5 protein-coding genes are annotated in these 17,014 nt (G+C 68.1%); 4 read left to right on the top strand and 1 reads right to left on the bottom strand.

What is annotated here, in order from left to right; translation table 11 throughout:
* Positions 1-2: 2 nt before the first annotated feature.
* From L1O02_RS15900 to L1O02_RS15885, 4 genes are all read left to right on the top strand, one after another.
* The gene (locus tag L1O02_RS15900) at positions 3-2,150 is read left to right on the top strand and encodes a type I secretion system permease/ATPase (protein WP_129406081.1); all 2,148 of its coding nucleotides are present in this window, start codon (positions 3-5) and stop codon (positions 2,148-2,150) included.
* Between the two features lie 114 nt (positions 2,151-2,264).
* Positions 2,265-11,255, top strand: coding sequence for a TcdA/TcdB pore-forming domain-containing protein (locus L1O02_RS15895; RefSeq protein WP_235758255.1), 8,991 nt, complete (start codon positions 2,265-2,267; stop codon positions 11,253-11,255).
* A gap of 82 nt (positions 11,256-11,337) precedes the next feature.
* A complete protein-coding gene (locus L1O02_RS15890) occupies positions 11,338-12,783 on the top strand; it encodes a TolC family outer membrane protein (RefSeq protein ID WP_129406083.1) in 1,446 nt (481 codons plus the stop codon).
* A 78-nt stretch (positions 12,784-12,861) separates the two neighbouring features.
* Positions 12,862-16,083 carry an ATP-binding protein gene (locus L1O02_RS15885; protein WP_235760253.1) on the top strand — a complete coding sequence of 1,074 codons (3,222 nt, stop codon included), beginning with the start codon at positions 12,862-12,864 and terminating at the stop codon, positions 16,081-16,083.
* Here L1O02_RS15885 and L1O02_RS15880 read toward each other — a convergent pair.
* On the bottom strand, positions 16,080-16,997 hold the full coding sequence (locus L1O02_RS15880) for a LysR family transcriptional regulator (RefSeq protein ID WP_060839236.1): 918 nt from the start codon (positions 16,995-16,997) through the stop codon (positions 16,080-16,082). The genes L1O02_RS15885 and L1O02_RS15880 overlap by 4 nt on opposite strands.
* Positions 16,998-17,014: the final 17 nt, after the last annotated feature.

The raw sequence follows: 17,014 nt of genomic DNA, 5'->3' as shown, positions 1-17,014 counted from the left end.
GCATGACCACAGCCTGCCAGCTGACCGGCGAACCCTCGCCGACCCTGCTCGACAGCGGCCTGCACGCCCTGGCCTGGGCCGCCCGGCGCTTTGACCTGAGCATCAGCGTGGCGCAGCTGGCGCACCGCCTGGGGCGGGTCGAGGGCCTGGCCGACAGCCTGGACCTGCGCCGCTGCGCCGGCTGGATCGGCCTGCGCGCCCGGGCCGTGCGCAGCCAGGTGCAGCGCCTGCAGCACCTGCCGTTGCCGGCCCTGCTGGAGACCACCCAGGGCTGGGCGGTGCTGGACGCGGTGGACGGCGACCAGTTGCGCATCTACTGGCCGCTGCAGGGCCAATGCCAGACCCTGACCCGCGCGGAACTGGCCTTGTGCTGGCCGGCCCGGGGCCAGGTGCTGTTGCTGGCCGAGCAGCATGTGCAGCCCAAGGCCCGGGGCTTCGGGGTGGGCTGGTTCCTGCCGTCGATCCTCAAGCACGGGCGGCAGTTTCGCAGCGTGCTGCTGGTGTCGCTGATGCTGCAAGGGGTGGCCCTGGTGACCCCGTTGCTGTTCGAGAACATCATCGACCGGGTGCTGGTCAGCCGCGGCCTGTCGAGCCTGCAGGTGCTGGGCATGGCCATGCTGGCCCTGGCCCTGTTCGAACCGCTGTTCGGCCTGGTGCGTTCCTGGTTGTTCAGCAACGTGGCGAGCAAGATCAACGCCGAGTTGTCGGCCCGCCTGTACCAGCACCTGATCCAGCTGCCCCTGGGGTATTTCCAGGGGCGCCAGACCGGCGAGATCATCGCCCGGGTCGGCGAGATGCAGCAGATCCGCCAGTTCCTCACCGGCTCGGCCCTGACCCTGGTGCTGGACCTGGCCTTCTGCGGGCTGTTCATCGCCGTGATGTACAGCTACGCGCCGTTGCTGACCTGGGTGGTGGTGGGCTCCCTGGCCCTGTACTTCCTGTTCTGGCTCTGTGTGGGGCCCTTGCTGCGCAGCCGCGCCCTGCGCGAGTACGAGTTGAACGCGGCCAACACCGCTTTTCTCACCGAGGCGGTGACCGGCATCGAGACGATCAAGACCGGGGCCATCGAAAACGGCTTTCAGCAGCAGTGGCAGCGCCAGCTGGCGGCCTATGTGCGCGCGGCGTTCCACACCCGCATCGTCGGCATCTGGGCCGGGCAGGGCATCGGCCTGATCCAGAAACTCACCGCGGCGCTGCTGCTGTGGTGGGGGGTGATGCTGGTGCTGGACGGCCAGTTGAGCCCCGGCCAGCTGGTGGCCTTCAACATGCTGGCCGGGCATGTGGTGGAGCCGATCCTGCGTCTGGCCCAGGTCTGGCAGGACTTCCAGCACACCCTGATTTCCCTGCGGCGCCTGGGCGACATCCTCGACACCGAGTGTGAAAGCGGCAGCGGCGGCCTGGCCTCGGTGCCGGCGCTGCAGGGCGGGGTGAGCTTCCAGGGGGTGCGCTTTCGCTACGCCGAAGACGGCCAGGAGGTGCTGCGCCAGCTTGACCTGGAGATCCGCCCGGGGGAGTTCGTCGGCATTACCGGGCCCTCCGGTTCCGGCAAGTCGACCCTGACCCGCCTGCTGCAGCGCCTCTACGTACCGCAGCACGGCCGGGTCATGGTGGACGGCATCGACCTGGCCATCGCCGACCCGGTGGCCCTGCGCCGCAACATGAGCGTGGTGCTGCAGGAAAGCGTGCTGTTCGCCGGCAGCGTGGCGCAGAACATCCGCCTGTGCCGGCCCCAGGCCAGCGATGCCGAGGTGCAGGACGCCGCCCGCCTGGCGGGGGCGGCGTCCTTTATCGAGGCCCTGGCCCAGGGCTACGAAACCCAGGTCGGCGAGCGCGGCGGCCAGCTTTCCGGCGGCCAGCGCCAGCGCATTGCCCTGGCCCGGGCGCTGCTCTGCAACCCCGGAATCCTCCTGCTGGATGAGGCCACCAGCGCCCTGGACTACGAGTCGGAGGCGGCGGTGATGGCCAACCTGCAGGACATCGCTCGGGGCCGCACGGTGATCAGCGTCGCCCATCGCCTCAACACCCTGCGCCATGCCGACCGGATCCTGGTCATCGACCAGGGGCGGGTGCTGGAACAAGGCACACACCAACAGCTGCTCGACCTCGACGGGCTGTATGCCCGGCAGTGGGCCCTGCAGATGAAGGATTGACCCCACCCACGGCAGGAGGACCCGCCCACCCGTCACGTCTCCCACCCCGCATTCCCCCAGGCGGCCTTTCGCAACGCGAAGGGCTTCGCGCAACACAGACAAAGGATCACTGCAATGGCTTTCCTGTCCAAGGATTTCACGCGCCTGCTCAACTCCCTGATCGATCAACAGATCCAGGCTTCAGGCCGGCAATCCGAATGGTTCAACATGAGCGCCGACGAGCGCGCCTCCTACCTCGCCCAGGTCGGCGACCGCCTGCTGGAGATGCAGCAGAGCACCCTGAGCGTGCTGGCCGCCCAGCACTTCCAGATGCAGGACAACCCGGTGTCGGTCGCCGACCAGTTGCAGACCCTGCAACAGCGGCGCAAAGAAATGGACGCCGTCCCCGACACCCCGGCCACCAGCGCCTACAAGCAGCAACTGGACCGGGACATCCTGTTGTACAGGCGCCAGGACGCGGCGCTCAGCCACTATGACAAGACCTGGAGCAAGGCGCTGAACATGCTCAGCCCCAATGGCGCCCAGCCGTTGGACGTCAAGGGCCTGAAGGCCGATGCGCTGGCCAAGCAGGACAAGCTTGGCGGGCGGATCAAGCGTCTGGAGCAGCAACTGAGCGCCCAGGTGGCCGACTCCACCTTCAACCAGGCCTACGTCACGCTGTTCGCCGAGTTGCAGGCCTACAAGGAGGTCAGCAGCCGCTACGACGCCTTGCTCAAGGCCGGGCCCAAGCAGCAGGCCGCGAGCCTGGGTGCACTGGCCAAGGCACCCCGGGCCTCCGACGACCTGCCGCTGAACATTTCCCTGTTGATGATGGAGGAGCGTCCCGGCTACATCCGCATGAACGTGGCGCTGGTCAATGCCAGCACCGACGGGCGCTTCAAGGACTTCTACCTGGACCACGGCCGGCTGGTGGTGCCCACCGACGGCGTGCTGAACTTCTCCTTCGGCACCGCGGCCCGTTCCCTGGCCTGGCAGCAGCAGTACCGGCTCAAGAGCGAGCCGCCGTCCATGCGCTCGCCGACCTATGCGCCGATCCGCTCGGTGCTGGTCAAGACCGGCTTCGTCGAACAGTACTTCGCCCACCACCTGGTGTCGGAAAGCGACCTGCGCGAAGGCTTCAAGGCCCAGTTGCTGAATGACGGCCACCGGCTGCTGCTGACCAACGTCGATCGCAAGGTGCCCAACCAGATCGGGATCCAGGTCTCGGGCCAGTCGCCCAGCACCAGCGTGCCCCGCGAAGTGCCCCTGGGCAGCGCCTTGGGCGAACTGATCAACCAGAACGCCGACATCACCAGCTTCCAGACCATCGGCCTGGAAGACTTCCGGCACAACAGCTACCAGCCGGACCGCGACGGAGTGTTCGTCAACATCCACGAACTGGAGCGGGCAGTGGGCTTTGCCGAGCGCCAGTACCTGCTGGAGATGCCCCAGGGCGGGGAGTTCCGCGCGGCCACGCCGTTTGCGCTGATGACCGTCGAGGGCGACAAGGTCAGCAGCAGCCACCTGAGCAAGGCCCAGACCGCCGCCTTGTACCAGTACAACGCGGCGTTCTTCGACACCCTGGAACAGCTGCGCAACGACGGCATCAAAGCCAGCCGCCTGTTCGAAGGCAGCCGCGAGCGCGCCACCTTCGTGCAGCAACTGACCCGCCTGCTGCAACGCAACCACCTGACCCCGGCCGGGATACTGCTGCCACAGCACAGCCGCGACAGCCTGCGGGATATCAAGGGCAACAACCTGAACAAGGTGCTCTGGGAGCAGGCCTTTGCCGCGTCGGTGTGGCAGAGCCGGGACAACGATGCCTTGCTGTTCGGCCTGGCCGACCAGCTGGCGCACAGCCCGGCGCTGGCCAGGGTCCTGCAGGGCGGTTACGTGCAGAGCGACATTGCCCAGGCCAAGCTGCTGCTGGCGCCGCTCTACGAGCAATGGCGGGAGCAGGCGGTCACGGCGGAAAACCAGCGGGTCGCCAACGCCAACGCCGCCCTGCATTCGAGCAACCCGAAGCGGCACACCTTCGATCACGTGGCCGTGGAGCGCTCCCTGGACAGCCAGCTGCTGAACCTGCTGCTGCGCGGCCCCGCGGGGCTGCAGCCGGGCGATGCCGCCCTGCGCCCCAGCGTCGAGGCGCAGCTGTCCAGCGACCAGGGCCGCAGCCTGCGCAAGCAGGCGCTGTTCCATGCCCTGCGCCCGGTGGCCGACAGCCTTTCCAAGGCCGCGGTGCCGGTCAATGGCCACGCCGCACTGGCATCGCCCGATGGCGCCAACAAGCTGGTGATCAACAATCGGCTGAATCAGCCCGACCCCTACCTGATCCTCAACACCCAGCCGGAGCGGGCCCAGGCCGATGCGCCGTTGCTGATCGCGGACGACAAGTACCGCAGCTACAGCCAGTTCCGTCCCGACCCGGACAATCCCGCCACGCGCTACATGAATGACCTGGACACGCCGTTCGTGGGCGGCATTTCCGGAACCACCCAGACCGTCAGCAATGCCTTGCCGGAACTGTTCGGCCAAGGGCTGAGCGTCAAGCAGTACTGGCAGTTCCAGATGGCCAATGCGGCGTTCATGATCCGCAACGGCTATCACTCGTTCTTCGAGACCCTGTATGTCGCCGCCCGCTATGAACCCCAGGGCCCGGGCAGCATCGGCCCGCAGCTGCTGCAGATGTTCGACCGCTACCGCGCCGAGGGCAGCCGGGAGGCATTGCACGGCAAGCTGTACGACGGGGTGATGGCCCGGGTCCTGCCCATCGTCAATCAGGGCCGGGCGGCGAGCGAGGAGTTCCATCCGCCACGCTTCACCAGCGTCGGCCCGCTGCCCGCACTGCAGGGTCAGGCGCTGCAGGATCGGCAGCTCAAGGGGGGGCTGGCGTTGCAGGGGGCCGGTTTCGAAGCGCGCCAGGGCAGCGCCGACATCCGCCAGTTCGTCGCCGACCCGGTGCAGTTCGCCCGCAGCCACACCCTGAGTGCCGAGGCCCTGGTCAAGTCGGGACGCCTGCCGGCCCAGGGCCGTGTGCAACTGGTCAAGGTCGCGCCGGACCTGTACGAGCTCGAATACACCGAGCACGGCGCCAATGAGGTGGCCGGCAACAGCGCGCCGGCGTATTTCCTCGGCTACAACGGCCCCAACCAGGCCAATGCCGCGCCGGCCTACGTGGACATTCCCAAGCACGGGGCCGAGGGTAGCTTCCTGTTCACCGGCACCCTGTCGGGCTGCTCGCTGGTGGTGACCAGCCTGGACGCCAACACCTACCGGGTCTATCACGACGGCCGGGTCAACAGCTCGTTGCTGTACGACAACGTGGTGATGGCGGTGGACTACAAGGACTATCAGGTCGCCGGCACCGCCGAGGGCCTGGCCGCGGCCTACATGCAGTACGTCGATGGCCAGTGGCAGCTGGTGTTCCAGCGCCAGGAGTACCAGCGCCAAGGGCCGATGGTCTGGCCGAAGTTGCGCGATGGCGCCGAGCCCCTGGCGATCCAGACCGCCGACACCCGGGTGATGGAACGCAACCGGGCCGAGTTCGCCGCCTACCGCGAGCAGGTGCAGCAGAACCTGAAAAAGGTCGCGGCCCAGTTCGGGGTGCCGGTCGACGGGGTGGCTGACGGTGTCTACGACAGTGGCGCCTTCTCTCCCGAGCATCCGGCGATCGCCGCCTGGAATCAGCTGCGTGAAGCCGTGCAGGATCGGGTCAACGCCGATATCCAGCACCTGAGCGACCGGCGCTACCAGTTGCAGGAGCAGCGACGCACCGCCGGCGACAAGGCGCTGATCGACCAGCAGATCCGGCAGATCAACCTGACCCAGGACTACTACCGGGCGCAGTACGAGCCGGTGCTGCGCGAAGCCGGCTCGGTGGAAAAGACCTGGCTCTGGCAGCAGATCAGGGCCAAGGAGGGCAGCGCCGCCGTGGTGCGCACCGACGACACGGCCATCCAGGGCGGTGGCGAGGAGCGAGCCAGCAGCATCGGCGAGCGCTATGCCACGGCCGAGGCCTACCAGCGCGGCGCGCGGGGCACGGCCTTCAGCGACGGCCTGCGGGATTATCGCCAGATCAAGATTCCCGGGGTGGACGACAAGATGTCCTCCCTGGACATGAAGCGGCTGTTCCTCGACGGCTCGCTCACGCCCCAGCAACGGGGTGCCCTGAGTGGCCGCATCAGCGAGACCGCCCAGGCCGAGTACATCGACAAGGTGCTGCGCCAGACCGCGGTGTTCAGCGAAGACTTCCAGAGCGCCGGCAGCGTCTTCGGCCAGCTGGCGCCCCAGGACTTCTACCTGTCCCTGGTGGGGGACCGCTCCGGCGGCCGTTGCTACCCGCTGGTGCGGGCCATGGCCGTGGCCCTGGCCGTGGCCCTGGCCAATGGCGGCGAGGCGGGGGTCAACAGCCTGGTGCAGAAGCTGTTCCTGGCCTCCGCCGACCCGCAGGCGGGCAGCTCGACCCTGCTCAAGAACAGCCTGATCCGGCTGCACTCCAACGTCGAGGCGGTGCAGGCGTCGACGCCGCTGGGGCAGCTCAAGCTGACCGAGGTGGTGGCGCGGCTGGCCGCCAGCAAGGGCCCGGCGATGTTCGCCCTCAATACCCAGAACCACTCGATGATGGTCGGCAGCACCTCCACCGCCGAGGGCCAGCGCTACTACTTCTATGACCCCAACGTGGGGATCTTTGCCTTCGATTCCACCCAGGGCCTGTCCCAGGCCATGCAACAGCACCTGGTCAAGCGCAAGCTGGCCGCCCACTACGGCGCGTTCGGCAGCCAGTCGCTGCCGGCCTTCAACCTCATCGAGATCGACACCGGCAAGATGGCCGAAGTGCCGGTGGGCAACGGCCTGAACGTCGCCGACCTGTCCCGTCCCGAGGAACTGGCCGGGGTCATCGGCCAGCGCCGTCAGGTCGAGCAGGCGCTGGACGCCCGGCAGCGCATCAGTGACGACCTGCGCCTGGGCGCGGCACTCACCACCTTCGACGCCGAGCAGTGGGGCGCGCGCTTCGACGCCGCCAGCAGCCGGCTGGCCCGGGAGCACCAGCTGGGCAGCCAGTGGATACCGATCATCGCCACTACCGAGGAGCGGAAGGAGGGCGGCTATCGGGTGCAGTTCATCAACCGCGACCAGCCCGAACACACCCGCTGGCTGAGCACCGACGACGGCACCTTTGTCGAGTTCCGCCGTTTCGTCGATGAGCACATGCGCGTATTCACCGAACACTTCACCCTGGAGCACGGCCAGATCCGGCCGCGGGCCGGGGTCGGCGAAGCGCCGGCGGTGGACGGCCTGAACGCCGGCTTCGCGGTGCAGACGCTGATCCAGTGGTTTGCCGACAAGCACCGCCAGGACGCGGCCCAGGGCAGCACTTCGGCGGATTTGGCCACGGCATTGAAGATCCACAGCTACCTGGGCCTGGTGCAGATCGGCCATGGCACCGTGCAGGATGTGGCCAAGGTCACCGAGCTGGTGCAGACCGCGTTGCGCGGCGAGGCCCTGGCCGCCGAAACCTCCCTCAAGGACTTTGCCTCGACCCTGGGGCATACGGTCAACGAAGGCGCCGGCCTGCTGTTTGGCGGGGCCATGGTGGGCCTGGACGCCTATGAACTGGCCCATGCCGAGAACGACGTGCAAAAGGCCGTGTTCGGCACCCAGCTGGCGTTCGACTCGGCCAGTTTCGTCACCGGCGCGGCCGGGGTCGGCGCCGGCCTGCTCGGGGCCTCGACGGCGGCCGCGGTGCTGGGCGGCGCGGGGGTGATCCTCGGCGGCCTGGCGGTGGGTTTCACCGCGCTGGCCCAGGCCTTTGGCGCGGTGGCCGAAGACGCCAAGGCGGTGGGGCGCTACTTCGACACGCTGGATCAGGCCTACAAGGGCAACGGCTACCGTTACGACGCCGACAAACAGGTGCTGGTGCCCCTGGCCGGCGCGGTGGTCAAGACCCTGGACCTGCGCAACAACCAGATCGCTTTTGACAGCCAGTACATCTACCGTACCCACCACGGTTCCACCGGTTCCGGGGCGATCAACTACTTCTTCTGGGCCGGGGATTTCCCGCGGATGATCCACGACCGCAGCCAGGCGATCGAGGTGCGCAGCGGCATCGGCTACCCCCAGGCGTCGCAGGCCCTGGCCCATGGCGAAAGCTCGGCGGTGATTCTGCCGGGCACGCCCAAGTCCTACATCAGCTACGAGTACATGATCCTGCCGGGGGCCACCACCCGGCATGACACCGGCTTCGACGTGATCCGCCGGCTGGAGAACGACCGGCGCTTCGACTACGACTTCTACATCTTCCCCAGCGAGGAGACGATCCGGCGCATTCACCAGGAATACGTCGACACCCCGATCCAGGTACTGCTCGATGGCCATGACCGGCAACTGGTGATCCCGGAGCTGCCCAAGGAGCTGTACGGCTACCTCAACTACCAGATCAAGGGCGCTGGCGGGCGCTATCTGGTGGGGCTCAACGAGGGCACCCGGGTCGAGCTTGCCAGCGAGGCCGGCAGCACGCCGTCGCGCTGGATCATCGACAGCAGCCAGCTACAGAGCGAAACCATCAGCGTGTCCAAGGGCCAACTGACGGTCGGCGGGGTGGTGGTCAAGCTCGACCCGGCGAGCAATGGCCAGGTGCTGGTGGTCAACGCCAGGGGCGAAGTGCGCGAGGTGGACTTCGTCGGCATGACGGCCCAGGTAGTGGAAGAAGACGCGAAGCACTGGCAGTTGCCCGGCCAGCGCATCGAGCAGCACCTGAGCGAGCTGGCCAAGGCCCATCAACTGCACGGCCAGTACGTGGTCGTGGATAACTACAGCCATGCCGGGCGCAACGTCGGCCGGGCCTACTACGACGTGGCCAAGGACCGCATGCTGTTCACCGACACGGCGCTGGAACAGGCCCGCAACGCCCAGTTGGGCGCGGTGATCGGCGAGCACGCCTACTTCGTCGACGCCGAGAACGCCGCGGCCTGGCGGGTGGAGATCGCCACGGGCAAGGTCGATGTCCAGTTCAACCCGCCGTTCAACCACAGCGCCGGGCGGATCAGCCGCTTCTGGCAGGAGGGCGACGCGGTCTATCTGGCCCGGCGTTATCAGCTCAAGGAGCGCGAGGCCGAGCTGAACTTCCGCATCCTCGGCGACCGCATGGAACTGGTGGGGGTGGTGGGCGATGAAGCGCTGCTGCAGCTCTCGGCCCGCACCGACCAGCATGGCGACCCTCTCACGACCCTGTTGCAGGGCTACAAGGCACAGGCCACGGAGCGCGACACCCCGGTGTACAGCCTTGGTGCGCCACTGATGGACCCGAGCCCCGCGGCGCTGGTGACGCTGTTTGGCCTCGACCAGGACAAGGTCGCGCACCGCTACTGGGTCCGCACCAGCGACGGCACCCTGATCAAGCCGAACCTGGCACCGCCGTCCGCTCAGGAGCCGCTGCTGGATGCCCAGGGCAAACCCCGGAGCGCCTGGCCGATCCCGGCGGACCTGGTGTTCGCCGGCAGCCTGATGCAGAGCGCTGGCCAGGAAGTGTTCTTCTTCTACAGCCAGCAGCACAAGGCACTGTTCCGCCAGGAAGGGCCGGGGCAGAAGGTCCTCGACGCCAGCCAGCCGAGCGCCTTGCGCCTGGCCACGCCGACCCTGGCCAATGTGCTGCAGCTCAACGGCCATCTGCTGGCCGTGACCGAGGATGGGCGGGTGGCGCGGATCGAGGCCACGGGACGCCTGAGCTATGAAGCGGTCAACGAGCATTGGCTCAAGAACCACGCCAACTGGTGGCAGGAGCTGGCCACTGTCAACGGCCGCAACGCCACCCTGGCGGTGTTCGGGGTCAAGGCCGCGGACGGCAAGACGGCATTGGCGGTGTGGTACCACAACGGCCAGGTGGTGGTGGCCGAGGCCGCGCTGCAAGGCAAGCCGCTGCAGTTCCTCGGCTTCGACAGCACAAGTGGCAGTGCGCGGCTGTTCGAGCCCGAGAGCGGCTCGCTGTACCTGCAGGCGCCGATGAGTCCGCAAGCGCTGGCGTCGGCCTTTGCCGGTGACCAGGTGCTGGAGGCCGCGGCGCAACTGCCGGCGGCCACGCGGCTGATGCCCGAGGTGCCGCTGCGCTCGGCGGTGCAGGTGGATGCCGGCTTGCGCCTGACCACGGTGCAGGGGGAAATCCTCTTGCGCGGCCCCGACGGCAAGGTGCAACTGGTGGCGCTCGACAAGGGCTGGCAGCAGGCGCACCTGGCCACGCTGCCCCAGGCGCTGGCGGCAGTCGCCGGGCACTGGGGGGCCCAGGGCGTGTTGACCTTGCAGGACCGCGGCGTCCAGGGCTGGTTCGATATCGCCAGCGGCCAGGTGTTCGCCAGCAGCGGCATTGCCAACGCCAGCGAGCTGCGGTTTATCGGCGTTGCCGCTGAGTCGTCGCGCTCGGCCTACGTCTTCAGTCCCACGGAACAGGCGCTGTACAAGGTCAAGGGCGGGGCGGCGCAGAAGCTCGGCCATTACGGCAATGTCCAGCGTATCGGCAGCTCGCTGCTGCTGCAGGGCGGGGGCGGTGCTCGCCGGGATGAACTGGCGCCGCCATTGCTGGCCGGGGTCGACAGCCTGGTGCTGCACGGCGGCGGCGCTGACGACACCTATCGCCTGAGCCCGGCGATGTGGGCGCACTACCGCACGGTGGTGATCGACAACGAGGACCCCGGCCAGGCCCTGGACCGCCTGATCCTGCCGGTGGCCGACGCCGGCAAAGTCCTGGTCAGCCGCCGGGGCCAGGATGTGCTGCTGACCGACGTCGACAACGGCAATGCCCTGGTGCTGCGTCAGGTGCTGGGCGAGCAGGGCGCGGCGCACCGGCACCTGCAGATCGAGCTGCAAGGCGATTCATCGGTGATCAGTGTCGATTATCTGTTGAAGGGCTTTGCCCTGGCGGGGCTGTCCCAGGACGCTGTGTTCGAGCTGTCCTCGCGCGAGCGCCAGCCCGTGCCGGACAAGGCTGCAAACGCCGCGCTGGCGGCTGTCGAAGGCCCCCGCCTGGCCAAGCTGAGCGGGGCCATGGCGGCCTTTGCCGACACCGGCGGTGCCCGTGAGCCGCTGCCGCATGATCGCCAGGCGGCGCAGGCGGTGCTGGTGCCACCGTTGAGCTGACCGCAGGGGAGTTACCACAGGAGGGGCGCCCAGCCTCTCCTGTCTCCCGGCCTCCGAATCACTTCCCTATGTAGAACCCACCATGATCAACCCGATGATTTCGCGGCAGCGCGCCCTTGCCGGCTGGCTGCCTGTCTTGGTGCTGCTGGCCGTTGCCCCGGCCCAGGCCGTTCAACCGCCGCCCCAGGCGCTGCCCAGCGACCTGTGGCGGGTGTACCTGGATGCCCGGCAGAACAACAGCGAACTGGCGGCGGCCCGGGCCGACCAGGCCGCCCGCGCCGAGGCGCTGCCCCAGGCCCGGGCCGGGCTGCTGCCGACGCTGTCGGCCAGCGCCGACCTCAACAGCACCAGCACCTCCCTGCAACAACCGCGGCAGGACACCCAGCGCAGCAGCACCAGCTATCAGGCGGTGCTCAACCAGCCGGTGTTTCGCGTCGATCGCTGGTTCACCTTCAAGGCGGCCCAAGCCGAAGACCGGCAGGCCCGGCTGGAGCTGGCCGCGGCCGAGCAGAAACTCATGCTCGACAGCGCCCAGGCCTATTTCGGCCTGCTCAAGGCCCAGGACGCCCTGGCGGCGGCCAAGGCCGAGGAAGCAGCGCTCAAGCGCCAGCAGCAACTGGCCGAGCGGGGCCTGCAACTGGGCCTGTCGGACCGTACCGACGTGCTCCAGGCCCAGGCCGGGCATGACACGGCGCGGGCCAATCGGATCGTCGCGCAAAAGCACACCGACGATGCCTTCGAAGCCCTGGACACCCTGACGCACCAGCAGTACCAGGCGATCCAGGGCGTGCGGCACGACATGCCGGTGCTCTTGCCCGAGCCCAACGAGGCGCGGCGCTGGGTCGACACCGCGGTGCGCCAGAACCTGACCCTGCTGGCCAGCCAGCACGCCCTGGACGCGACCCTGCAGACCCTGCGCGCGCGCAAGGCCGGGCACGCCCCGACCCTGGACGCGGTGGTGCGCTACCAGACCGGCGACAACGACGGCCTGGGCTACGGCAACAGCGACATTCGCGGTAACGGCTATGGCGGCACGGTGCAGCAGCGCAGTGTCGGGCTGCAGTTGAATATTCCGTTGTTCAGTGGCGGCCAGACCCGCTCCCAGGTACGCGAAGCCCACCAGCGGATGAATCAGCGCGAGTACCTCAACGACAACTTGCAGCGTCAGGTGGTGGAGCAGACCCGCAACCTGCATCGCGGCCTCAACAGCGCGGTGGATCAGGTCCAGGCGCGGCGCCAGTCGATCATCTCCAACCAGGGCGCGGTGCTGGCCTCGCAGCTGGGCTTTCAGGTCGGCACCCGCAACATCGTCGACGTGCTGGAGGCGCAGCGCCAGCTGTACAACGCCGTGCGCCAGTACAACGACAGCCGCTATGACTACATCCTCGACACCCTGCGGCTCAAGCAAGCGGTGGGCACCCTGTCGCCCCAGGACCTCAAGGCGCTTGGTGATTACCTCAAGGCCGACTACGATCCGGACCGCGATTTTCTGCCGCCGGAGTTTCCACGCCGGCTGGCAAGACGCTGAAGGGGCAGGGCAGCAGGCCGGGCCAGCGTCGACGCACAGGGATTCAGCATTCAAAGGGGCAAGCGGTTGTACAGGTTATTGGAGTTCTTCGACGGCCACCGACGGTGCTGCTACGCCCTGGGCGTCGTGCTCGCGGTGGCTGCGGCAGTGGCGCTGGGCAACTACTACCGGCTGCAGGTCGAGGACGTCTACCAGGCCAGCCTGCAGTTGCAGACAAGGGAGCGCGCCCAGGACCTGGAGCAATGGAAATCCAGCGGTTTTGCCATTGGCGCGCTGTCGATCCTGGGCCGTCACAACCCGGCGCTGAAGCGGGTGGTGCTGGAGCCCCGGCCCTCGGCCGAGCTGATGGAGCGGGCCAGCATTCCCCTCAAGACCCTGTCCATGGTGGTGGGGGCCAACCACGCGTTCGTGCTCAACCGGGACGGGGTGGTGGTGGCGGCCCATGATCATCAGGGGCGCCTGCCGCTGGGGCAGAACGTGGCCTTCCGACCCTACTTCAAGGTGGCCCTCAAGGGCGGCACCAGTGTCTACGGGGCAATCAGCGTGACCACCGGCACCCGCATGTTCTACATGGCGGTGCCGATCTTCGAGTCGCGCACCCGACAGGACCAGGTGATCGGCGTGCTGGTGGCGCGCTTTGACGGCGAAATGCTCGATGACAGCCTGGGCAAGCCCCACAGCGACGACCTGAAGATGATCCTCTCGCCCAGCGGCGTGGTGCTGGCCGCCAGCGCCCCGGCCCTGGTGCTCAAGTCCGACCGGGCCTGGCCGTGGAACCGCTTCACCGGCGAGATCCGCCGCCAGTTCAGCGACTATCCGTTTGCCAACGGCGTGCCCGAACGGCTGCCCTTCGATGCCCGACAGCGCGTGGTCACGCTGGACGGCCGGCGCTACGGCCTGTCCCGGGTGGAGTTCGACTGGAACGACCCCAGCGGCCCCTGGAGCCTGATCTCCCTGGGCGACCTGGATGCGCTGTTGCCGGTGGAACAGGTGCTGCTGCTCGAAGCCTTGAGCACCCTGGTGTTCCTGCTGTTGCTCTGGGGCGGCCTGCGGCGGCTGGCCGATGCCCGGCGACACAAGCGCGACGTGGCGCAGATCGAAGAGAGCGAACAGCGCCTGGACATGGCCCTGCAAAGCGGCGCGCTGGGGCTGTGGGACTGGAACATCAGCCAGGGGACGGTGATCAACAACGATGTGTGGCTGCAGATTCTCGGCTACAGCAAGCAGGAAATGCAGCAGACCTTCGGCCATGGCCTGGAGCGCTGGGTGTGCCTGGTGCATCCGGACGACTATGGGCCGGTCATGGCCCGGCTCCAGGCCCACCTCAACGATGAAGTCGGCGAGTACCGCGCCGAATACCGCATGCGCCACAAGAACGGCCAATGGCTGTGGGTGCTGGACATCGGCAAGATCATGCAGCGTGACGCCCACGGTGCCCCGGCGCGGGTCACCGGGGTGCTGCACGACATCAGCGAGCGCAAGGCCGTGGAAACCCAGATCCAGCAGTCCCGGCGCGACGCCGAGCTGGCGACCCAGGCCAAGTCGGAGTTTCTCGACTGCATGTCCCACGAGATCCGCACCCCGCTGAACGCCATCATCGGCATGGCCCATCTGGCCCTGGACCTGCCGCTGGAACGCCAGCCCCGGGACTACCTGGAGAAGATCGACCGGGCGGCCAAAAAGCTGGTGGGCACCATCAACGGCGTGCTCGACCTGTCGAAGATCGAAGCCGGCAAGCTGAGCCTGGAGCAAGTCGGCTTCAACCTGCGGGAACTGGTGGATGACGTGCTGCTGCTGGTGCGCCAGCGCGCCGCGGACAAGGGCCTGCGCTTGCTGCTGGAGATCCCCCCGGCGCTGCCCAGCCATTACCTTGGTGACCCGCTGCGCCTGGCCCAGGTGCTGACCAACCTGGTGGACAACGCGATCAAGTTCACCGAGGCAGGCCAGGTCTGCATCGGCGTGTGCCTGATGCGCCAGTGGGACGACCAGGTGCTGCTGCGCCTGAGCGTTACCGACACCGGGGTGGGCTTGAGCGACGAGCAGCAGGCCCGGCTGTTCAATGCCTTTGTCCAGGCTGACCGCTCCATCAGCCGACGCTACGGCGGCAGCGGCCTGGGGCTGAACATCGCGAAGAAAATCGTGCAGATGATGCAGGGCGATATCGAGGTCAAGAGCCAGCTGGGGCAGGGCGCGGCGTTCCACTTCACCGTGCAGTTGCAACTGCCCCAGGCACCGCTGGCCGGTAGCAATGGCGCGCCCAGCCGCGCACCGGGAGCGCGCCCGGTCAGCGAACATGCCCGGCTGCTGGCGGGCAGCCGGGTGCTGGTGGTGGAGGACAACCCGTTGAACCGGGATGTGTTGCAGGGCCTGCTGCGGCAGGTGGGGGTGCAGGCGGTGCTGGCAGCCAACGGCGCCGAGGCCTTGCGCCTGTTGCGCGCCGCGCCGCACTTCGACGCGGTGCTGATGGACTGCCAGATGCCGGTCATGGACGGCTTCGGCACTGCGCAGCAGATCCGCGCTTGTCCGCACTGGCAGGCGCTGCCGATCATTGCCGTGACCGCCTGCAGTCCGGCCGATGTGCAGGGCAGGGCGCTGGCGGCGGGAATGAATGACCTGCTGAGCAAGCCGCTGGACGTCGACGAACTCTATCGCACGCTGGTGCGCTGGATCAGGCAGCTGGACCTGCCGCCGGCGCCCCCCCCGGCCCGCCTGCCCGACAACGGCCCGGGGCGGGTCTACCGAGGCGTCGACCCGGTGCTGGGACTGGCGCTGGTGAACCAGGACCTGGCGCTGCAGCACAAGCTGCTGGCCGGTTTTCGCCACAGCCAGCAGTCGATCATCGAACGCCTGCGGCTTGCCGAGGCGGCCGGGGACTGGCAGGCCATCGGCTTTTTGGCCCACAGCCTGCAAGGGTCGGCCGGCAGCATCGGCGCCACGGCGGTCAGGCACGCCGCCCGGCAACTGGAGGAGCAGTGCGCGGCACGGGCCGACCTTCGACCGCCGATCGAGCACCTGGCGCAGTGCCTGGCACCGCTACTGGCCGACTTGCAGGAGCTGCCGCCGGTTTCCGACGGTCAGCCGGCACCGCCCCATCAGGCGCTGAGCGCCGAGCAACTTCTGCAGGTGGAGCGGCTGGCCAGCGTGCTGCGCGAGCACAATGCCCAGGCCCTGGCGCTGATCGATGCGCTGTGCGCGCAGCACCCGGGCAGCGGCTTGCAGGCGATTCAGGAGCAGATCTACCGGCTGGAGTTCCAGCAGGCCCATGACCTGCTGCTGGACTGGCGCGCTGCCCGGGCCTAGCCCGCGTCCCGGGTCAGGGCCTGATAGCGGGCCATGCGGTCGCTGCAGTGCTCGACCAGGCACTGATGCAAGGCGCGCAGCGACGCGGTGATGTGCGAGCGGTGCGAAACCACCAGGCTCAGCGGCGCGGCATCGGACTGCCAGCCGGGCAACAGCGGGCGCAGGCGACCGGCGAGCAGGTCTTCGACCACATTGAGCAGCGGCAGGTTGACCACGCCCTGGCCGGCCAGCGCCCAGCGCCGCGCCACGTCGCCGTCATCACAGCAGAAGTGTCCCTGCACCGGGACGTCCTCGACGCTGCCGTGGGCATGGAAGCGCCAACGACTTTCCGGCCGGCCGATGCTGTGGCAGATGATGCATTCGTGTTCGCTCAGCTGTTGCGGCGAGGTGGGCGCGCCATGTTCCGCCAGGTAGGCGGGCGCGGCGCAGGCGATGAACGAGTGCTGCTTGAGCACCGGCAACTCCACCAGGTCCAGCGCCAGGCTCTTGCCGTAGCGCAACGCGGCGTCGAAACGGCCCTTGAGCAGGTCTTCTTCCTTGTCGCTCAGCGCCAGCTTGATGTACATCTGCGGCCGCTCCTGCTTGAGCCGGGCCAGCATCTCCAGCAGCAGGTTGCGCCCCAGGTCGGAGGACACCGTGAGTTCCAGCATGCCGTCGTCGTGGCTCAGGGAGCGCTTGCCGGCGGCGAGAATCTTCAGGGCGTGCTGGGCGCTTTCCAGGTAGCGGGCGCCTTCGGGGGTGAGCTTCATGGTCCGGGTCGAGCGGGTGAACAGGCGCACGCCGAGTCGGTTCTCCAGGCGCTTGAGCCCCAGGCTGGCGGCCGCCGGAGTGATCGACAGGACGCGAGCGGCGGGGGACAGGCCCTCCAGCTCGGCAATCAGAATGAACAGCTCCAGGTCTGCGAAGTTAGGCATGGGCGAGGGTCACAGTC

Source organism: Pseudomonas sp. BC42, assembly GCF_021560055.1.
GTDB lineage: Bacteria > Pseudomonadota > Gammaproteobacteria > Pseudomonadales > Pseudomonadaceae > Aquipseudomonas.
This window is presented reverse-complemented; position numbering and strand designations above follow the sequence as displayed.